The following is an 18,373-nucleotide window of genomic DNA, read 5'->3' on the forward strand; positions in this document are numbered from 1 at the left end:
CTCGCCCCTAGACTCGTCTGATGCTTCACCGCGTCCGCCTCGACCTGGCCTACGACGGCTCGCAGTTCTCCGGCTGGGCCAAGCAGCCCGGGTTGCGCACGGTGCAGGGCGTGCTCGAGGAGTCGCTCGCGCTGGTGCTGCGCTCGAAGGAGCACCCCACCGTCACCGTGGCGGGGCGCACCGATGTCGGGGTGCACGCCAGTGCCCAGGTCGCCCATGTCGATCTCACTCCGGAGCAGTGGGGCCGCATCAGCGGCGGACGGCGCAGGCCCGGGGAGGAGCCGCTCCCGCCCGCGTCGATCCTGGAGCGGCGGCTCCGCGGGATCCTAGGCCGCTACACCGACGTCTCGGTGCACCGGGTGATCGAGGCGCCGGCGGGGTTCGACGCGCGGTTCTCGGCGCGGTGGCGCCGCTACGAGTACCGACTGGCCGACGCCGGCTCGATGCGGCATCCGCTCGAGCGCGGCTACACGACCTGGATCACCGACTCTCTCGATCTGGACGCAATGGCGACCGCGGCACGGTCGCTTCTCGGCTTGCACGACTACGCCTCGTTCTGCCGCGCCAGGGAGGGTGCTACCACGATCCGGAGCCTGCTCGACTTCAGGTGGGAACGCGACGCCGACGGCGTTCTGCACGCGCACCTGCGCGCCGACGCCTTCTGCCACAGCATGGTGCGGGCCCTTGTAGGAGCCTGCGTCGCTGTGGGCGCCGGAAAGCTCGACGGGGGAGCGGTGCCGCTGCTGCGCGATGCAGCCAGGCGGACCAACGCGTTCGCCGTTATGCCGGCCCGGGGTCTCATCCTGCGCGAGGTCGACTACCCTGAGGACGCCTCGCTGGCCGATCGCGCTCTGCTCACACGGGCCAAGCGGACCGTTTGGACGAAGGGGCCCGACAGGGAGGACACGGAATGATCCAGTGGCGCATGGCTGCACGGCGGAGTTCGAGGCCGCTGGCCGTCACCGCGGTGGTGCTCCTGCTCGCGGGTTGCTCGTCCAGCACGATCGACGTACCGCGCGACGCGCAGGTGGACATTCCGACGCCGACCGCTGCGGAGCAGACGCCGACGACCGATCCCGCTGCCGAGCCCGTCGTGACGCCGACCGCGCCCGTTCTCGTCGACGAGACGCTCGACTGCGCTGCAATCCTGCCGCTGGACACGATCACCGCGGCGTTCGAGCTGCCGCCGGACCTCGTCACCGAGTCCGCCCTGGACGGCACCTGCGCGTGGACGATCGCGGGGAACGCCACCGCACTGACCCTGAGTTCGTCCTCCGGAGCCACGGCCGCCTCGCTCGTCGAACAGGAGCAGGCAGGCGCCACCGAGCCGGTGAACCTGGGCGACCAGGCCCTGTTCCGGGCGGGGAACCCGTCGGCGGACCCGGCCGCGACGGTGGTCGTGCTCCAGGGGACGCGCCTGGTCACCCTCCGCTCCTTCGTCGGCGACCAGGCGTCACTGGTGGGACTCATGGAGTCGGCGCTCGTGACGATCGGGTGACCGGAGGTCGCCCGGATCGGCCGTCCGCCGGATCCGTGCTTGGCCGCACAGGCGCTGTGCTGTAATGTCGACCCTTGGTGTTTTCGGCCGTGTGCCGAGCGCCCGAAGTTGAGCCCTCCACCGGATCGGTTCGCCCCCTCGCGGGACGAACGGCCACGGAGCGGGATTCACGAACACCTCACTCCGACCAGAAAGCAGCACTCCCGTGACTCGCACTTTTTCTCCGAAGCCGGCTGACGTCCAGCACGACTGGATCGTCATCGACGCGTCCGACGTCGTGCTCGGCCGTCTCGCCACTCATGCCGCTGCGCTCCTGCGCGGCAAGCACAAGGCCACCTTCGCGCCGCACATGGACATGGGCGACTTCGTCATCATCGTCAACGCGGAGAAGGTCGCCCTCACCGGCCAGAAGCTCCTGCAGAAGAAGGCCTACCGCCACTCCGGCTACCCGGGCGGCCTCTCGGCCACCACCTACGCCGAACTCCTCGAGAAGAACCCGGTCCGCGCCGTCGAGAAGGCCATCCGCGGCATGCTCCCGAAGAACTCCCTCGGCCGCGCTCAGCTGCGCAAGCTGAAGGTCTACACCGGCTCCGAGCACCCCCACGCGGCCCAGCGGCCGCAGGCGTACGCCTTCAACCAGGTCGCCCAGTAGGCTCCGGCCCTCCCCGACACCTCAGACTTCGAAGACAAAGGATCACCTACACCGTGGCGAAGATCGCAGACCAGATCGACGTGGCTCCCGAGAGCTACTCCACCGAAAGCCCGGCTACCGAGGCGTCCACGACGCCCCGCGCCGTCCTCAACGTCTCCGGCGCAGCCGTGGGCCGACGCAAGCAGGCCATCGCCCGCGTGCGCCTGGTCCCCGGCAACGGCGGCATGACTGTCAACGCCCGCGAATTCGCGGAGTACTTCCCCAACAAGCTGCACCAGCAGCTGATCACCGACCCCTTCACGGTGCTCGATCTCATCGGCTCCTACGACGTGGTCGCCAAGATCACCGGCGGCGGCCCCTCCGGTCAGGCCGGCGCCCTCCGTCTCGCCATCGCCCGTGCGCTGAACGAGATTGACCGCGAGAACAACCGCGCGATTTTGAAGAAGGCGGGCTTCCTGACCCGCGACGCCCGCGTCATCGAGCGCAAGAAGGCCGGTCTCAAGAAGGCCCGCAAGGCGTCCCAGTTCTCGAAGCGCTAGTCGCCGCGGCCCCAGGGCCGCACGACCAGCAGCTCGAGAAGGGACTGCGCACCATGCCGCGCCTGTTCGGAACAGACGGCGTCCGTGGCCTCGCGAATCGCGAGGTCACGGCCGACCTGGCTCTCGGCCTCGCCCAGGCGGCCGCCCGTGTACTCGGTGCGGTCGCCCGGGCCGAGGGCCGTCGACCCGTCGCCGTGCTCGCCCGCGACCCCCGCATCTCCGGTCAGTTCATCGGAGCCGCGGTCGCGGCGGGTCTCGCGAGCGCCGGTGTCGATGTGCTCGACGCGGGTGTCATCCCGACGCCCGCCACCGCCTACCTCATCGCCGACGAGAACGCCGACTTCGGAGTGATGATCTCCGCCTCGCACAACCCCGCCGCTGACAACGGCATCAAATTCTTCGCCGCCGGCGGGCGGAAGCTCCCGGACGAACTCGAGAACCGCATCGAAGCGGCCCTCGGCGTCTCTCCGCTCACGCCGACCGGAGCCGACGTCGGCCGCATCACCCGCTTCTCCGACGCCGAGGATCGCTACGTCCTCCATCTGCTCGGCTCCCTCGAGGGAACCCGGCTGGACGGCCTGCACGTCGTCATCGACTGCGCACACGGCGCTGCCGCCGGGATCTCGCCGCGGGTGTTCACGGACGCCGGCGCCACCGTGACGGTGATCGGTAACGACCCCGACGGCCTCAACATCAACGACGGAGTGGGGTCGACCCACCTCGACACCGTCGCCGACGCTGTCCGCGCGGCCGGGGCCGACATCGGCATCGCGCACGACGGAGACGCCGACCGCTGCCTCGCGGTGGACGCCCAGGGTCGCATCGTCGACGGTGACCAGATCATGGCCATTCTCGCGACCGCCCTGGCCCGGCGCGATGCGCTTCGCGACGATGTCCTCGTCGCCACCGTCATGAGCAACCTCGGCCTGAAACTCGCCATGCGCGACGCCGGAATCCGCGTCATCGAGACTGCGGTCGGCGACCGCTACGTGCTCGAGGCCATGAACGACGGCGGATACTCGCTCGGCGGGGAGCAGTCCGGCCACGTCATCATGAGCCGCTACGCCACCACGGGCGACGGAGTGCTCACCGGCCTCCAGCTCGCCGCGGAGATGGCGCGGACCGGACGCACGATCGCCGACCTCGCAGCCGTGATGGCCATCTTTCCGCAGACACTCGTCAATGTGCGCGGAGTGGATCGCGAGGGCGTCCGGGACGATGAGGTCATCGCCTCCGCCGTCGCCGTCGCCGAAACCGAGCTGGGCAGTGACGGTCGAGTGTTGCTGCGACCCTCCGGCACCGAGCCGATGGTGCGCGTGATGGTCGAGGCGAAGACCCAGGAGACGGCGGACCGCCTCGCCGAATCGCTCGCGGCGGTTGTCCTCACGCAGCTGCGCTCCGACGTCTAAAACGCCGGTCCCTGCTCGCTGTTCTGCGTCTCGAGGTACGAGACGTTCGGCTCGTTGAATCCGCTTCGGCTCGCGAGATTCGGCTGATCCGACGAGCCGACGGTGATTGTGCGAGCCGGCCGGGCCGGGCAGTGCACGGCGGCTCAGATTTTGCGGAGGAGGACGGAAGAGACAGTGTGGTCGGCCTGCTTGCGCAGGACCAGGCTCGCCCGGGAACGGGTAGGGCGCACGTTCTGCACGAGGTTCGGCTCGTTGATCGCGGTCCAGATGCTCCGAGCCTGCTCCCGCGCCTCGCCAGGGGTCAGCGCCGCATAGCGGTGGAAGTAGGAGTTCGGATTTGCGAAGGCACCCTGCTGCAGGGTGAGGAAGCGCTCCTCGTACCAGCGTGCGATGTCAGTGGTGCGGGCGTCGACGTAGACGGTGAAGTCGAACAGGTCGCTCACCGCGAGCCCGTGACCCGGTGCGGGCGGCTGCAGCACGTTCAAACCCTCGACGATCAGCACGTCGGGGCGCCGCACGACGATCTCGGCGTCGGGGACGATGTCGTACGACAGGTGCGAATAGAACGGAGCGCGCACCTCCGCCGCCCCGCCCTTCACCTCCGAGACGAAGCGCAGCAGCGCCCGCCGATCGTATGACTCCGGGAAGCCCTTGCGACTCATCAGGCCGCGGCGCTCGAGCTCGCGGTTGGCCAGCAGGAAGCCGTCCGTGGTCACCAGCTCGACGCGGGGCGTGTCCTCCCAGCGGGCGAGCAGCTCACGCAGCAGGCGCGCGATCGTCGACTTGCCGACGGCGACCGAGCCGGCGACGCCGATCACGAACGGAGTCGGCCGCGCGCGCTCCCCGAGGAAGGTGCTCGTCGCGCGGTGCAGCTGACGTGCGCCTCCGGCGTAGAGGGTGAGGAGGCGTGAGAGCGGCAGGTAGACCTCGGCGACCTCGGTGAGACTCAAGAGGTCGCCCAGCCCCCGCAGCTGCACGACCTCTGTCTCGGTGAGCGGCAGCTCGGTGCTGCGGGCGAGTTCGGCCCAGTCCGAGCGGACGATTTCGACGAAGGGGGAGGGGTGCGCGTCGTGTGCGGGATCGCGAGGAGACGACGGCATGAGGACCGATTCTAGCGTCCGCCCCGCCGCGCCGGACACCGCGGGAGGCGCCTCCGCCCCGCTTAGAATCGACCCCATGTGTGGAATCGTTGGATACGTCGGTGCGCGCGACAGCCTGGCCGTGCTGCTCGGGGGCTTGAAGCGTCTGGAGTACCGCGGCTACGACTCGGCCGGAGTGGCCGTGATCGACGCCGACGGCCAGCTCGACAGCCGCAAGCGCTCGGGCAAGCTCAGCGTGCTGGTCGACGACCTCGAGGCGCACCCCCTCGCGGAGGGCACCACAGGTATCGGTCACACCCGCTGGGCGACGCACGGCGGTCCGACCGACCACAACGCGCATCCGCACCTCGCGGACGACGGCAAGCTGGCCGTCATCCACAACGGCATCATCGAGAACTTCCAGCCGCTCAAGGAGGAGCTGCTCGCCGAGGGCGCGGTGTTCGAGAGCGAGACCGACACGGAGGTCGCTGCGCACCTGATCGCCCGCGAATACCGCCGCACCGGCGACCTCGTCCTCGCGTTCCAGGCCGTGGTCGCGCACCTCGAGGGTGCATTCACTCTGCTCGCCCTGCACCAGGACCAGCCGGGCGTCGTCGTCGGCGCGCGGCGCAATTCGCCGCTCGTGATCGGCCTGGGCGACGGCGAGAACTTCCTCGGCTCGGACGTTGCAGCCTTCGTCGAATTCACGCGCCGCGCGGTCGCGATCGGGCAGGACCAGATCGTCACCATCACCCCCGAGCTCGTCACGGTGACCGACTTCTTCGGCACCTCGGTCGAGACCGAGCCGTTCGAGATCGCCTGGGACGCCTCCGCGTCCGAGAAGGGCGGCTGGTCGAGCTTCATGGCCAAGGAAATCACCGAGGGCCCTGAGGCCGTCGCGAACACGCTCCGAGGACGCATCCGCGACGGCGCGATCACGCTGCCCGAACTCGAGGCGCTCGACCCGGTACTCACCGAGATCGACCGCATCACCGTCATCGCCTGCGGGACGGCCGCCTACTCCGGCATGGTGGCGAAGTACGCGATCGAGAAGTGGGCCCGCGTCCCCGTCGAGGTCGAGCTCAGCCACGAGTTCCGCTACCGCGACCCGGTGCTCACCCCGCGCACCCTCGTCATCTCGATCAGTCAGTCCGGCGAGACGATGGACACGTTGATGGCGGTCAAGTATGCCCGTGAGCACGGAGCGACGACTCTCTCGGTCTGCAACACGCAGGGGGCGACGATCCCGCGCGAGTCGGACGCGGTGCTCTACACGCACGCGGGTCCGGAGGTTGCGGTCGCCTCGACCAAGGCGTTCGTCGCCCAGATCGCGGCGCTCTACCTCTTCGGACTGCACCTGGCCACGGTGCGCGGCGCCGCCTCCGCCGAACTCGTCGCCTCGCAGGCGGCCCAGCTCGCGGCGATCCCGGAGAAGCTGTCCCGGGTGCTTGACGCCTCCGACGACATCGCCCAGCTGGCCGGCTGGATGGCCGACACCCGCGCGGTGCTGTTCCTGGGTCGCCACGTCGGCTACCCGGTAGCGCTCGAGGGTGCGCTGAAGCTCAAGGAACTCGCCTACATCCACGCTGAGGGGTTTGCGGCGGGTGAGCTCAAGCACGGGCCGATCGCGCTGATCGAGCCGGGTCAGGTCGTCTTCGTGATCGTGCCCAGCCCGAGCGAATCGTACGAGCTGCAGCGCAAGGTGATCTCGAACATCCAGGAGATCAAGGCCCGCGGCGCCCGCGTCATTGCGATCGCCGAGCAGGGCGACACGGCCGCGATCCAGATCGCCGACGAAGTCGTGCCGATCCCCCTCGCCGACCCCCTGTTCGAGCCGCTGCTCGCCGTCACCCCGCTGCAGATGTTCGCGATGGAGCTCGCCAGTGCTAAGGGCCTCGACGTCGACCAGCCGCGCAATCTCGCCAAGTCGGTCACGGTCGAGTGAGCGCGCGGTGATCGTGGGGATCGGGGTGGACGTCGTGGACCTCGGGCGCTTCGAGCGCTCCCTGGCGCGTACACCCCGTCTCCGCGATCGCCTGTTCGCCGAGAGCGAACGCGACCTGTCCGTCGCCTCGCTGGCCGGCCGCTTCGCCGCGAAGGAGGCGCTGATCAAGGCGCTCGGCGACTCCGCCGGCGCGCGCTGGCACGACATGGTCATCGAGCGCGACGAGCGCGGTAACCCCTCCTTCGCTCTGCACGGCCCGGCCCGCGCCGCCGCCGATGCGCGCGGGATCACCCGGCTGCACCTCTCGATGACCCACGACGCGGGCGTGGCCTGCGCGTTCGTGGTGGCCGAGTCGTGAGGGCGGCCGAGTCGTGAGGGCGGCCGAATCATGAGGGCTCCGCTGTCCTACCGCGAGGCGTTGATCGATGTCGAGGCGATGGCCGCCAACGCCGCACGCCTGCGCCAGCTCACCGGTGCCCGACGCCTGATGGCGGTGGTCAAGGCGAACGGCTACGGACACGGCGCCCTCGCGGCGGCGCAGGCGGCGCTCGACGGAGGAGCGGATGCGCTGGGCACCGCGGAGCTGCGCGAGGCCGTCGCCCTGCGCGAGGCAGGCATCCTCGCTCCGATCCTCTGTTGGCTGCACGACCCCGGTGAGGACTTCGACGCGGCGCTCGAGCACTCGATCGACGTCGCCGTCTCGTCCGTGGATCAGCTCGACGCCCTCGCGCAGGCCGCCGAGGACCGCGGTGTACGCGCCGCCGTGCAGCTCAAGGTCGACACCGGCCTCAGCCGCAACGGCGCTCCGGAGCAGGAGTGGCCGCGGCTGGCGGACGCGCTCGCACGCTACAGCGCGCGCGGCACCCTGCACCTCACCGGTGTGTTCTCGCACCTCTCGAACTCCTCCCGCAAGGACGACCTCGCGCAGCTCGCGCTGCTCCGCCGCGCCGAGGCGCTGCTCGACGCGCACGGCGTGCAGGCGCCGGTCGTCCACCTCGCGGCGACCGCGGCGGCGCTGCGGATCCCGGAGGCGCGGCTGGACATGGTGCGCATCGGCATCGGCCTCTATGGGCTCTCGCCATTCGAGGACGAGACGTCCTTCCAGCTCGGCCTCGTCCCGGCGATGACGCTGCAGGGCCGGATCGCGGGCGTCCGCCGCGTGCCTCGCGGGACCGCTGTCAGCTACGACTACACCTGGCGCGCTGAGGGTGAGACGACGCTCGCGCTCGTGCCGTTCGGTTACGCCGACGGCATCCCGCGCAGTGCCTCCGGCGCCGCCGAGGTCGCGATCGGTGGCCGCCGCCACCGGATAGCGGGGCGCGTGGCGATGGACCAGTTCGTGGTCGACGTGGGTGATGCGTCTGTCGCGACCGGCGACCAGGTGACGCTCTGGGGAGACCCGAGCACCGGCGTCCCCTCGGTCGACGAGTGGGCGCGCTGGTGCGGCACCATCAACTACGAGCTGGTCACCCGGCTCGGGCCGCGCGTCCAGCGGCGGCTGTTGCCCGCGGCGGACGGCCGTGGCTGAGCGCGCCCGGTTCGCGGACCGCACCGTCGAGGTCCCGGATCCGGAGGCGATGGCGGAGCTCGGTCGAGAGCTTGGCCGGGTGCTGCGTGCCGGCGATCTGCTTGTGCTGACGGGTCCGCTCGGGGCGGGGAAGACCACTTTCACCCGGGGGCTGGGCGAGGGTCTCGACGTGCGCGGGCCGGTGACCAGCCCCACCTTCGTGATCGCACGCACCCACCCGCCGCTGCACGACGGGCCGCCGCTGGTGCACGTCGATGCCTACCGCGTGGGCTCGCCGGTCGACCTCGACGACCTCGACCTCGACCTAGCGAACTCGGTGGTCGTGGTGGAGTGGGGTGCCGGGATGCTCGACGGCGTCGCGGAGTCCTGGCTCGACGTGATCATCGAGCGGCCGACCGGCGGCTCCGGCGGCTTCGAGGGCGAGGAGGGCGAGGAGCCGGTGGAGCCGCGTACCGTCCGCTTCCGCGGCACCGGCTGGAGCTGAGCCCGCGGGTACCCTGGACGGGTGCTCCTCGCGATCGACACCTCCTCCGGAACCTCTGCCGCCGTCGTCGACGCCGCGGGCGAGGTGCGCTCCGAGCGCACCGAGACCGACACCATGCGTCACGCCGAGGTCATTGGCCGACTCATCCAGGAGGCGCTCGAGGTGGCCGGAATCGCACCGGGCGAGATCGACGCGGTCGCCGTCGGCATGGGTCCGGGCCCTTTCACCGGCCTCCGGGTCGGGATCGCCGCCGCCCGCGCCTTCGCGCTCGGCCGTGGCGTACCGACCCTCCCCGTGGTCTCGCACGACGCGATTGCGCTCGCCGCGCTGAGGGAGGGTCGCGCCGCCGGGTTCCTCGTCGTGACCGATGCCCGCCGACGCGAGCTGTACTGGAGCGCCTACGACGGTCTCGACGAGCAGGGCCTCCCCGTCCGCCTCGCCGGGCCCGGTCTCGACAAGCCGCCCGCCCTCCCGCATCCGGAGCTCGCCCGCCTGGAGGCTGAGTCGGTCTCGGCCGCCGAACTCGGAGTCGTCGCCGCCCGGCTGCGTGCCGCCGGCCGCACCGGCGCCCCCGACGAGCCGCTCTACCTCCGTTCCCCCGACGTCACGCTCTCGGCCGGCCCGAAGCGGGTGACCGCGTGAGCGACGTCGTACTGCGCGACGCGGCCGCGGGCGACCTGGACGCGATCATGGCGATCGAGGAGTCGGAGTTCGCCGACGCCTGGACGCGCGGAATGATGGCGGAGGAGATCCGCAGCCGCCACACGCGGTACCTGGTCGCCGAGCGCGACGGAGAGGTGGTCGGCTACGCCGGGCTGCTCTGCCCCGCGGGCGCCCACGAGGGCGACGTGCAGACCCTCGCGGTTATCGCCTCCGTGCGCCGCACCGGGCTCGGCCGCCGCCTGCTGCGCGCGTTACTTGACGCGGCCCGCGAGCGCGGTGCCCGCGAGGTGTTCCTCGAGGTCCGGGCCGACAACCCGGCCGCGCAGACGCTCTACCGCACGGAGGGCTTCGAGGAGATCGGCGTCCGCCCCGCCTACTACCAGCCCGACGGAGTGGACGCGATCGTGATGCGCCTGCCCCTCGCCGCCACCCAGGAGACTTTGTGAGCACCGGACCCCTCGTCCTCGGGATCGAGACCAGCTGCGACGAGACCGGCATCGGCATCGTCCGCGGCACAACTCTGCTCGCCAACACCATCGCCTCCTCGATGCAGGAACACGCGCGCTACGGCGGTGTCGTGCCGGAGGTCGCAGCCCGCGCGCACCTGGAGGCGCTCGAACCCACTCTGCACGCCGCGCTCGCCGAGGCCGGGGTCGCGCTCACGGACCTCGACGCGATCGCGGTCACCAGCGGACCGGGCCTCTCGGGCGCCCTGATGGTCGGCGTCGGAGCCGCGAAGGCGCTCGCCGTCTCGCTGGGCCTGCCGCTGTACGCGGTCAACCATCTCGTCGGTCACGTCGGAGCCGACGTGCTCCGCGCCGACGGCAGCGAGGGCAGCCCGGTCGAGGTGCCCACGATCGCGCTGCTGGTCTCGGGTGGGCACACCTCGCTCCTCCATGTGCGCGATCTGGTCTCGAACGTCGAGCTGCTCGGCGAGACCATCGACGATGCAGCCGGCGAGGCCTTCGACAAGGTGGCGCGCGTGCTCGGTCTGCCCTACCCGGGCGGTCCACAGATCGACCGGGTCGCGGCCGGCGGTGACCCGAGGGCCATCCGCTTCCCCCGCGGGCTCAGCGTGCCGAAGGATCTGGAGCGCCACCGCTACGACTTCTCGTTCTCCGGGCTCAAGACGGCGGTCGCCCGCTGGGTCGAGAAGCGCCAGGACGCGGGGGAGGAGGTGCCCGTGGCCGACGTCGCGGCGAGCTTCCGTGAGGCGGTCGCGGACGTCCTGCTCACGAAGGCGCTCGCCGCGTGCCGCGACCGGGGCGTGCCGCGCCTCCTGCTTGGCGGTGGCGTCGTCGCCAACGAGCGGGTCCGGGCGCTGGCGGAGGAGCGCTGCGCGGCGGCCGGAGTGACCCTGCGGATCCCGGCGCTCTCGCTCTGCACCGACAACGGAGCGATGATCGCTGCCCTGGCGGCGCAGTTGATCGAGGCGGGCCATCCGCCGTCGGGGCTCGGCTTCGGTGCCGACTCGTCTCTGCCGGTGACCGAGATCCAGGTCCGCTGAGGGCACGACTGAGCGGTGACCGACCTGCGCGAGCGGCGTCCTAGCGTTTTGACAGGCGGAGCACACCGCTGCCACTCTGGGCCGCATCCACTCGTTCCTGACCCTGGGGGATCCCATGACCACTCCGTACACGCCCGCCTCCGACCGCTACAACGTCCTGGCGATCGTCGGTTTCATCGCCTCGTTCTTCGTCTCCCTCGTCGGCATCGTGCTGGGCTTCATCGCCCTGTCGCAGATCAAGCGCACCGGAGAGAAGGGGCGTGGTCTCGCTCTCGCTGCCGTCATCATCGGCTTCGCGGCGATCATCATCTCCGTCGTCGTGTTCGTCGTGTTCTTCTGGATCGCGGCGACGATTCCCGCCCCCGGGTACTGATCGACCGCCCCCAGGGGCACCCGCACCGCCAGGAGGACACCGTGACCGACGACACCGCGCCCATACCGCAGCCCGCGCCGTTTCCACCTCCTCTCGGCGAGCCATCGGCGGCCTCCCCGCCGCCGCCTGCCGCCGACCCCTACCCGGGACTCCCGCCCCGTCGGCCACCGATGAACGCGCTGGCGATCGCTGCGCTGGTCTGCGCTCTCCTGGGTCTGGCCCCGGCCGCGATCGTGCTGGGCCACGTCGGTTTCGCCCAGGCCGGGCGCTCCGGTCAGCGGGGCAGAGGCCTGGCCGTCGCCGGCTTCGTGCTCGGCTACCTCGCGCTCATCCTCGCCGTGATCGCGTCGATCACCTGGACCGCCTTCGTCGGCGAGCTGCGCGACGACGGATACCTGCCCGCCTGACTCGGCGGAAGTGGCCCCGCCGCCGGCGCGGGTGCTGGCTAGACTCGCGCCATGAGCGACGACAGCACCCGTCCCGGCCCCGGCTCCGACGACGAGCACGGCTCCGTTCCGGTCCCGCCGGTCCCGCCCGCTCCGCCTTCGCGCGCAGCGCGTCCGTCCGCCCCGCTCGCCGACACCGCGCCGCCGGCCTACGACTCGCCGCCGCCGTCCGCCCCGAGCCTCGCCTCCGCGTCCCGCTACCCCTCGGCGCCCGCCTCCGCGCCGGCTCCGCTCGTTCCTCGCACGCTGAGCCTGGTCGGGATGATCCTGGGCATTGTCGGTCTGGTCATCACGGTCTTCGCCTGGGGCTTCGGTTTCCTGCTGTCGGCACCGGCCGTCGTGCTCGGCTTCCTCGGACGTCGCCGCGAGGCGGATGCCCGAGGCTTCGCACTGACGGCGATCATCACCGGGTTGGCCGGCGTCGTCCTCTCGATGATCTTCCTCGCGATCACGATCGTGTTCTTTGCGGTCGCAGTCGCTGCCGGGACCTCCGGCTACTGAGCGGAGGCAGCGCGCTCCGCGAGGAGGGCGCGGTGGCGCCCGGCGACCCGCGTCAGGATCAACACGGCGCTGCTGCGTCCGGCGAGGCCCAGGCGCTTGCGGAAGCGGGCCGGATCCACGTCGACCCCGCGCTTCTTGATCTCGAGCACTCCGATACCGCGCGAGCGCAGCTCCTTCGACAGCGTGCGCTCGTCGAGGGGCAGCTCGGCGAGCACTCGGAAACTGCGGAGGAAGGGCGAGACGGCCACTTCGTCGCCGGTCAGGTAGGCAATGCCGGGTGAGAGCATCCGCGAGCCGCTCGCGCGGGCGAGTTCACCCAGCAGACGCGCGCGGATCGCGGAGCCGTCCGGCTCGTGGACGTAGCTACCGAGCTCGCCGACCTCCTCGTCCTCGCTGTCGCCCGCCGCGGTCAGCTCAGCCGACCCGGCCGAGCTGAGCAGGAGGGCGGATCGGCCCACGCCCGGGCGGGCGAGTGCGCCGAACCACAACCCCGTTTCGACCAGCTCGCCCTCCACCGAGACCCACTGCGCCTCCGCGTCGCGGGGAAGGCGGTCACGGTCGAAGCCGGGACCCACTTTCACGCCTACCGGGCGGTGCTCGGCGAGGCCGAACGCGAACTCGAGGGAGGGGGAGTAGTCGTCCGGATCCTCGAGTCGGCGGGTCTCGCGGTGGCCGGCCGTGCGGCGGGCCGGGTCGAGGTAGACGGCATCGAAGCCGTCGAGGTCGAAGGTCTCGGCTGTCGCATGCACGGCGCTCGCTGCCGGGAACGGGGCGAGGTTGAAGCTGGCGAGGGTCGCGGTCACCTCGTCGGCCTCGACGGCGGTGACCGCCAGGTCGATGGCGGCCATCGCGAGGGCGTCGCCGCCGATGCCGCTGCCGAGGTCGGCGATGCGCCGCGCTCCCGCGGCGGCGAAGCGGCCGGCGTGCAGGGCGGCGACCCGTAGCCGGGTCGCCTGCTCCAGGCCAGCATCGGTGAAGAGCATCGAGCGGGCGAACTCGCCGAACTTTGCCTCCGCCTTCTGCCGCAGCCGCGCTTGCGTCAGCACCGCGGAGACGAGGACGGGGGAGTGACCGGCTGCGCGCAGGCGGGCAACGGCCCGCACGAGGTCGTCCGACCGATAGCCGTCGAGGGCGTCCAGGAGCCGCAGGCCCTCGGGGGAGAGGAGCTCGACCAGCTCGTCGCGTCGCATCCGGCCATGCTAGGCCACGCCTTCTGATGGGTCCGGCCCCCTGCTTGGCACTCTGATTGCACGAGTGCCAGCGAAACCCCTACGATGGATCTAGCACTCTCGGAGCGTGTGTGCCAGAACCACGTTCCGCCCACATCGTCGTCAAGAAAGAGGTCAACCGTGTCGGTGTCCATTAAGCCGCTCGAAGATCGCATCGTCATCAAGCAGGTCGAGGCGGAGCAGGTGACCGCTTCCGGTCTCGTCATCCCCGATACCGCTAAGGAGAAGCCGCAGGAGGGCGAGGTCGTCGCCGTCGGACCCGGTCGCATCGACGACAACGGTAACCGCGTGCCGCTCGACGTCGCCGTTGGCGACAAGGTGATCTACTCCAAGTACGGCGGAACCGAGGTCAAGTTCGGTGGCGAGGACCTCCTGGTCCTCTCCGCTCGCGACGTCCTCGCGGTCGTCGTTCGCTAGTCAGCTCTCCCCGCAAGGGCCCGTCGACCTCGGTCGGCGGGCCCTTGCGTCGTTCCCGGTCCTCCTCGCGACCAGTGGCCTGATCCGGCGGGCGCAGGGAGGTTCAGTCACCTCAAGCCTGCGTAGCATCGGGGGAGTGTCCAGCTCCCGCCCCACGACCGAGTCCGCCTCGTCGACCGCGGTCGTGCCCGTCGGCGAGGGGGTGGAGGCGGGCGCGACGACGAGGGGCCCGAGCACGACGTCGGGTACCGGCCTGATCTTCGCCTTCTCGGCGTACCTGCTGTGGGGCGCGATGCCTCTCTACTTCATTGCGATGGCGCCGGCGTCGCCGTTCGAGATCGTCGCCTTCCGGGTGCTTTTCTCGCTCGTCTTGTGCGTGATTCTGCTCACAGTTCTCCGCGGCTGGAGTTCCTTCGGCGCTCTGTTGCGCCGCCCCCGCCTGCTCGGGGTGATGGCGATCGCCGGCGCGCTGATCTACATCAACTGGCAGGTCTATGTGATCGCCACGACCACGGGCCATGTGATCGAAGCGGCGCTGGGCTACTTCATGAATCCGCTGGTCACGGTGCTGCTGGGTGTGCTGGTGCTGCGCGAGCGCCTCCGTCCGTTGCAGTGGGTGGCGATGGGTGTCAGTGCCGTGGCGGTGCTGGTCATCGCGGTGGGCTACGGATCGTTCCCCTGGATCTCGCTCGCCCTCGCCTTCTCGTTCGGCTTCTACGGCCTGGTGAAGAGCCGGGTGGGCGGCACGGTGGATGCGGTCGGCGGACTCACGCTCGAGACGCTCTGGCTGACTCCGCTCGCCGTCGTTCAGCTCATCGTGGTCGGCTCCACGGTCGGGCTTACCCTGACGACGGAGGGGACCGGGCACGCGCTGATCCTGGCCTCTGCCGGCATCGTCACGGCCGTCCCGCTGCTCCTGTTCGCCGGCGCCGCCCGCCGGCTACCGCTCTCGATCGTCGGCTTCGTGCAGTACCTGACACCGTTCCTGCAGTTCCTGGTCGGCGCGTTCGTGCTCCACGAGGAGATGCCACCGGAGCGCTGGATCGGCTTCGCGCTGGTGTGGGCCGCCCTGGCAATCTTCTCAGGCGATCTCGCCGCAGCCGAGCGCAGGCGGCGCCGGTTCGCCGTTTGATCTGCGGAACACGTCGTCCTGACGCGGCGCGACAGCGGAAAGGTAACGATCCGGTCGCGAAACGAGTTGGTAACACCCTCGTATTGTTCACGGCTCCTTCAAAGGTTAGGTTGGCCGAGCGGTTGCAACCGGCGCCGCTCCCACTGACACACACCTCTCAAGGAGCAACATGGGCGTTTACGCGAAGGTCGGCTCGGCCCGCGCGCAGTCCCTCCGGGCAACCCTCGGCGGTGTCGCCATTCTGGGCGTCAGCGCTCTCGTCCTCGCTGGCTGCGCCAGCGGTGGCGACAGCGGATCGGGCGGCGACAGCGGTTCGGGTGACCTGTCCCTGAAGATCGGCACGATCCTCCCGCAGACCGGCACCCTCGCCGTCCTCGGTCCGCCCGAGATCGCGGGCGTCGACCAGGCTGTCGTCGACATCAACGCCGCCAAGGCCGGCATCACGATCGAGGCGGAGCAGAAGGACTCGGGCGACACCACGACCGATATCGCGACCCAGTCCGCGACCTCGCTGATCGCGGACAACGTCTCGGCGATCATCGGAGCGGCGTCCTCGGGCGTTTCGAAGACCTTCATCGACCAGGTGACCCAGGCGGGCGTCGTCCAGATCTCGCCGGCCAACACCTCGCCGGACTTCACGACCTACGACGACGACGGCTACTACTGGCGCACCGCTCCCTCGGACGTGCTCCAGGGGCGCATTCTCGGTAACAAGATCCTCGGCGACGGCAAGACCAACGTCGCCATCCTGTACATGAACGACGCCTACGGCACGGGCCTCGAGAAGAACATCAAGGAGACCCTCGAGGCGGGCGGCGCGTCCGTCGCAGCCGAGGAGATCTTCGAGCCGGCGTCGACGGACTTCAACTCGGCGCTGACCTCGGTCCTCGCTCCGAACCCCGACGCGCTGGTCGTCATTTCGTTCGACGAGATCAAGACCATCGCGGAGCAGCTCTCGGCCAAGGGCTTCGACTTCTCGAAGCTCTACGGCACGGATGGCAACTACGGAGTCATCGGCGAGTCCGACTCCAACGTCGATATCGCCGGAGCGCAGTTCACCAATCCCGGAGTTCAGGCATCGGACGACTTCCAGTCGACGTTGCAGTCGCTCGTTGAGTCGCAGGGCAACGACGCACTGACCGTGTTCAGCTATGCGCCCGAGTCCTACGACGCGACCGTCCTCACCGCGCTCGCCGCGCTGCAGGGCGGTGCAACCGATGGCACGACGATCCGCGACAACCTCAAGTCGGTCTCTGGGGGCGGCACGAAATGCACCAGCTTCGCGGACTGCGCGACGTTGATCGCCGACGGCGAGGACATCGACTACGACGGCCTGTCCGGTCCGATCTCGTTCGACGACAACGGTGACACCAGCGAGGCGTCTGTCTCGATCTACAAGTACGGGGCGGGCAACACCACCTCGTTCGAGGAGACCGTCGAAGGTTCGCTGAACTGACGACGCGGTGACGCGGCTCCGGCCGCTTGCCCGAGGGGCTCGGTCTTCTGACCGGGCCCCTTCGTCGTTCGTGACGTGCGCTGAAGCCGAGCTGCCACGGTACGGAGAGGTGGCGCGACGGAGGAGTGCACGGCGCCGAACGGGTGCTTCTGCGGCAACATTGACGGCCACTTCGCGACGTGCTAAACAACTCTCATGAGCAAACCTCCTCTCTTTCCGGCATCGGCTCGTCATCGGGTCGGCCGCCTGGTCACGGCGGCTGACCGTCTCCGGGCAGCCCGCGTGCCCGAGGGCACCGTCACGAACAGCAGCCGATCGAGCGAGAGGCGGTAGTGGATCTCGGGCTCGGCTGAACGATGTCGGCCCTGCGGCTTTACCGAGGCGGCACGATCGCCGCGGTATCACGGTGCAGGGGAGGCGGACAGCGGCAGAGGACTCGTCGCAGGCGTGCTCATTTAGCAGGCGACGGCGTCTCGCAGAAGCCTTAGTCGTCTTCCCGTAGGAGACCCCTTCATATTCCTCTCGGAGCTGTGGAAAGTGGACATTGTGACGAAGACCAGTGCTGTGAGCACAGGACTGCTCGCAGCGGCTCGCCCTGTTGGCGTCCGGGCACAGTGAAACTGTCTCAGTGCGCCGCACTCATCTCGGTCGTCGATGAGGGGACGTTCACGTCGGCTGCTCGCATCATGGGTGTCACTCAGTCGGCCATCAGTCGCTCGATCGCCGCACTGGAGAGCGAGCTGGGGCTCGTCCTCCTGGATCGCGACTGCGGCAGAGCGATGCTGACCTCCTCCGGGCGAGACGTGCTCGAGAGAGCGCGCTTGATCGTGCGGTACGCCCAAGAGATCGCGAGTATCGGATCCGTCGACTCCACCGAGCCGCGCCTGTTCCGGATCGGAGTGAGCCGGAGCTTCTCGCGGCGCCTCCTGCCACGGCTGGTCGAAGAGATCCGACCTCGCCGCGACATCCGTCTCGACATCCGCGTAGGACCCTGCGCTCAAATCGAGGAGTGGCTGAGGGACAGCGCGGTAGATGTCGGAATTGCCACGCTCACCGGGCTCGGCGAGACAGCGGACCTTCTCGTATCAGACGCGATACACGTTGTCGTACCAGCCCGACATCGTCTTGCGGCTCGCCCCTTCGTGACCGTCCGCGATCTCGACGGTGAGCAGCTGCTCACCGTCGGTGGGACGAGCGAGGACGAGACACTCGAGTTCCTGCGTCGTCAGGGTGGGACTTCCTCCGTCGAGTTGCGTGTCGATGACCTGTCGACGCTGCTGACTCTGGTCGCGAGGGGACGCGGGATCACGCTCCTACCTGGAATTGCTTTACCGACCTCCGCCACAGGGTTGAAGGCCCTGCAGCTCTTGCCCGCTAAGACTCATTGTCAGCGTGTCGCATCGAGTGCCCGTGGACGAGAGCATCCGGAAGTGGAGAGAGTCCTCACGAGCGCATTCGCCTGCGTCGCTCGTATGGCTTCTCAGGATCAGGCGCTGGCGGTCTAACTCCGCCGAG

21 protein-coding genes are annotated in these 18,373 nt (G+C 69.8%); 19 read left to right on the forward strand and 2 right to left on the reverse strand.

All coding sequences use genetic code 11. From position 1 onward, the window contains the following. The first annotated feature begins 20 nt into the window (after nucleotides 1-20). The 5 genes from C1O28_RS01825 (at nucleotide 21) to glmM (ending at nucleotide 4,098) form a co-directional block, all read left to right on the forward strand. On the forward strand, nucleotides 21-914 hold the full coding sequence (locus C1O28_RS01825) for a tRNA pseudouridine synthase A (protein WP_097167706.1): 894 nt from the start codon (nucleotides 21-23) through the stop codon (nucleotides 912-914). Further along, nucleotides 911-1,498: a hypothetical protein gene (locus C1O28_RS01830; RefSeq protein ID WP_097167705.1), complete on the forward strand. Its 588-nt coding sequence runs from the start codon at nucleotides 911-913 to the stop codon at nucleotides 1,496-1,498. The genes C1O28_RS01825 and C1O28_RS01830 overlap by 4 nt, the downstream gene beginning before the upstream one ends. Before the next feature lie 205 nt (nucleotides 1,499-1,703). Next, nucleotides 1,704-2,150 (forward strand): 50S ribosomal protein L13, encoded by a 447-nt coding sequence (gene rplM, locus C1O28_RS01835; protein ID WP_097167704.1) that lies wholly within the window; start codon nucleotides 1,704-1,706, stop codon nucleotides 2,148-2,150. Between the two features lie 53 nt (nucleotides 2,151-2,203). Then, nucleotides 2,204-2,689, forward strand: a complete 486-nt coding sequence (gene rpsI, locus C1O28_RS01840; RefSeq protein WP_097167703.1) for a 30S ribosomal protein S9 — start codon at nucleotides 2,204-2,206, stop codon at nucleotides 2,687-2,689. A gap of 53 nt (nucleotides 2,690-2,742) precedes the next feature. Continuing rightward, nucleotides 2,743-4,098 carry a phosphoglucosamine mutase gene (gene glmM, locus C1O28_RS01845; RefSeq protein ID WP_097167702.1) on the forward strand — a complete coding sequence of 452 codons (1,356 nt, stop codon included), beginning with the start codon at nucleotides 2,743-2,745 and terminating at the stop codon, nucleotides 4,096-4,098. Between the two features lie 143 nt (nucleotides 4,099-4,241). On the opposite strand, the gene coaA is transcribed toward glmM, so the two are convergent. Further along, entirely contained in the window at nucleotides 4,242-5,198 is a 957-nt protein-coding gene (coaA, locus tag C1O28_RS01850) for a type I pantothenate kinase (protein WP_097167701.1), read from the reverse strand. Nucleotides 5,199-5,274: 76 nt separating this feature from the next. On the opposite strand from coaA, the gene glmS reads away from it, so the two are divergent. The 10 genes from glmS (at nucleotide 5,275) to C1O28_RS01900 (ending at nucleotide 12,624) form a co-directional block, all read left to right on the forward strand. Beyond that, the gene (gene glmS / locus C1O28_RS01855) at nucleotides 5,275-7,122 is read left to right on the forward strand and encodes a glutamine--fructose-6-phosphate transaminase (isomerizing) (protein WP_097167700.1); all 1,848 of its coding nucleotides are present in this window, start codon (nucleotides 5,275-5,277) and stop codon (nucleotides 7,120-7,122) included. A gap of 7 nt (nucleotides 7,123-7,129) precedes the next feature. Beyond that, a complete protein-coding gene (locus C1O28_RS01860) occupies nucleotides 7,130-7,480 on the forward strand; it encodes a holo-ACP synthase (protein WP_097167699.1) in 351 nt (116 codons plus the stop codon). Nucleotides 7,481-7,510: 30 nt separating this feature from the next. Continuing rightward, nucleotides 7,511-8,650: an alanine racemase gene (alr, locus tag C1O28_RS01865; RefSeq protein WP_097167698.1), complete on the forward strand. Its 1,140-nt coding sequence runs from the start codon at nucleotides 7,511-7,513 to the stop codon at nucleotides 8,648-8,650. Nucleotides 8,651-8,699: 49 nt separating this feature from the next. Next, nucleotides 8,700-9,134, forward strand: coding sequence for a tRNA (adenosine(37)-N6)-threonylcarbamoyltransferase complex ATPase subunit type 1 TsaE (gene tsaE / locus C1O28_RS01870; RefSeq protein ID WP_097167727.1), 435 nt, complete (start codon nucleotides 8,700-8,702; stop codon nucleotides 9,132-9,134). A gap of 21 nt (nucleotides 9,135-9,155) precedes the next feature. Further along, on the forward strand, nucleotides 9,156-9,776 hold the full coding sequence (gene tsaB, locus C1O28_RS01875; protein WP_097167697.1) for a tRNA (adenosine(37)-N6)-threonylcarbamoyltransferase complex dimerization subunit type 1 TsaB: 621 nt from the start codon (nucleotides 9,156-9,158) through the stop codon (nucleotides 9,774-9,776). 47 nt (nucleotides 9,777-9,823) lie between these two features. Beyond that, entirely contained in the window at nucleotides 9,824-10,243 is a 420-nt protein-coding gene (rimI, locus tag C1O28_RS01880; RefSeq protein WP_097167726.1) for a ribosomal protein S18-alanine N-acetyltransferase, read from the forward strand. Next, nucleotides 10,240-11,304 carry a tRNA (adenosine(37)-N6)-threonylcarbamoyltransferase complex transferase subunit TsaD gene (gene tsaD, locus C1O28_RS01885; protein WP_097167696.1) on the forward strand — a complete coding sequence of 355 codons (1,065 nt, stop codon included), beginning with the start codon at nucleotides 10,240-10,242 and terminating at the stop codon, nucleotides 11,302-11,304. The genes rimI and tsaD overlap by 4 nt, the downstream gene beginning before the upstream one ends. Before the next feature lie 115 nt (nucleotides 11,305-11,419). Then, entirely contained in the window at nucleotides 11,420-11,677 is a 258-nt protein-coding gene (locus C1O28_RS01890; RefSeq protein ID WP_097167695.1) for a DUF4190 domain-containing protein, read from the forward strand. Between the two features lie 41 nt (nucleotides 11,678-11,718). Further along, entirely contained in the window at nucleotides 11,719-12,084 is a 366-nt protein-coding gene (locus C1O28_RS15355; protein WP_202129666.1) for a DUF4190 domain-containing protein, read from the forward strand. Between the two features lie 51 nt (nucleotides 12,085-12,135). Then, a complete protein-coding gene (locus C1O28_RS01900) occupies nucleotides 12,136-12,624 on the forward strand; it encodes a DUF4190 domain-containing protein (RefSeq protein ID WP_097167693.1) in 489 nt (162 codons plus the stop codon). Here the strand turns inward: C1O28_RS01900 and C1O28_RS01905 are convergent. Then, nucleotides 12,618-13,814, reverse strand: a complete 1,197-nt coding sequence (locus tag C1O28_RS01905) for a THUMP-like domain-containing protein (RefSeq protein WP_097167692.1) — start codon at nucleotides 13,812-13,814, stop codon at nucleotides 12,618-12,620. The two genes, C1O28_RS01900 and C1O28_RS01905, sit on opposite strands and share 7 nt — an antisense overlap. A gap of 159 nt (nucleotides 13,815-13,973) precedes the next feature. On the opposite strand from C1O28_RS01905, the gene groES reads away from it, so the two are divergent. The 4 genes from groES (at nucleotide 13,974) to C1O28_RS01925 (ending at nucleotide 18,363) form a co-directional block, all read left to right on the forward strand. Further along, nucleotides 13,974-14,270, forward strand: a complete 297-nt coding sequence (gene groES, locus C1O28_RS01910) for a co-chaperone GroES (protein ID WP_097167691.1) — start codon at nucleotides 13,974-13,976, stop codon at nucleotides 14,268-14,270. A gap of 202 nt (nucleotides 14,271-14,472) precedes the next feature. After that, nucleotides 14,473-15,402, forward strand: a complete 930-nt coding sequence (rarD, locus tag C1O28_RS01915) for an EamA family transporter RarD (protein WP_243392103.1) — start codon at nucleotides 14,473-14,475, stop codon at nucleotides 15,400-15,402. Nucleotides 15,403-15,571: 169 nt separating this feature from the next. Continuing rightward, nucleotides 15,572-16,858 carry an ABC transporter substrate-binding protein gene (locus C1O28_RS01920; protein ID WP_097167690.1) on the forward strand — a complete coding sequence of 429 codons (1,287 nt, stop codon included), beginning with the start codon at nucleotides 15,572-15,574 and terminating at the stop codon, nucleotides 16,856-16,858. Between the two features lie 614 nt (nucleotides 16,859-17,472). Next, the gene (locus C1O28_RS01925; protein ID WP_146077145.1) at nucleotides 17,473-18,363 is read left to right on the forward strand and encodes a LysR family transcriptional regulator; all 891 of its coding nucleotides are present in this window, start codon (nucleotides 17,473-17,475) and stop codon (nucleotides 18,361-18,363) included. The last annotated feature ends 10 nt before the right edge of the window (nucleotides 18,364-18,373 follow it).

Source organism: Rathayibacter rathayi, assembly GCF_004011095.1.
In the GTDB taxonomy this organism is placed as follows: Bacteria; Actinomycetota; Actinomycetes; order Actinomycetales; family Microbacteriaceae; genus Rathayibacter; species Rathayibacter rathayi.

What these genes read in the sequence shown, in the direction of transcription:
- tsaE (WP_097167727.1), top strand. Translation starts at nt 8,700, where the DNA reads ATGGCGGAGCTCGGTCGAGAGCTTGGCCGGGTGCTGCGTGCCGGCGAT.
- C1O28_RS01825 (WP_097167706.1), top strand. Translation starts at nt 21, where the DNA reads ATGCTTCACCGCGTCCGCCTCGACCTGGCCTACGACGGCTCGCAGTTC.
- C1O28_RS01905 (WP_097167692.1), bottom strand. Translation starts at nt 13,814, where the DNA reads ATGCGACGCGACGAGCTGGTCGAGCTCCTCTCCCCCGAGGGCCTGCGG.
- C1O28_RS01900 (WP_097167693.1), top strand. Translation starts at nt 12,136, where the DNA reads ATGAGCGACGACAGCACCCGTCCCGGCCCCGGCTCCGACGACGAGCAC.
- alr (WP_097167698.1), top strand. Translation starts at nt 7,511, where the DNA reads ATGAGGGCTCCGCTGTCCTACCGCGAGGCGTTGATCGATGTCGAGGCG.
- glmM (WP_097167702.1), top strand. Translation starts at nt 2,743, where the DNA reads ATGCCGCGCCTGTTCGGAACAGACGGCGTCCGTGGCCTCGCGAATCGC.
- glmS (WP_097167700.1), top strand. Translation starts at nt 5,275, where the DNA reads ATGTGTGGAATCGTTGGATACGTCGGTGCGCGCGACAGCCTGGCCGTG.
- rimI (WP_097167726.1), top strand. Translation starts at nt 9,824, where the DNA reads ATGGCGATCGAGGAGTCGGAGTTCGCCGACGCCTGGACGCGCGGAATG.
- C1O28_RS01830 (WP_097167705.1), top strand. Translation starts at nt 911, where the DNA reads ATGATCCAGTGGCGCATGGCTGCACGGCGGAGTTCGAGGCCGCTGGCC.
- C1O28_RS01890 (WP_097167695.1), top strand. Translation starts at nt 11,420, where the DNA reads ATGACCACTCCGTACACGCCCGCCTCCGACCGCTACAACGTCCTGGCG.
- coaA (WP_097167701.1), bottom strand. Translation starts at nt 5,198, where the DNA reads ATGCCGTCGTCTCCTCGCGATCCCGCACACGACGCGCACCCCTCCCCC.
- C1O28_RS01920 (WP_097167690.1), top strand. Translation starts at nt 15,572, where the DNA reads ATGGGCGTTTACGCGAAGGTCGGCTCGGCCCGCGCGCAGTCCCTCCGG.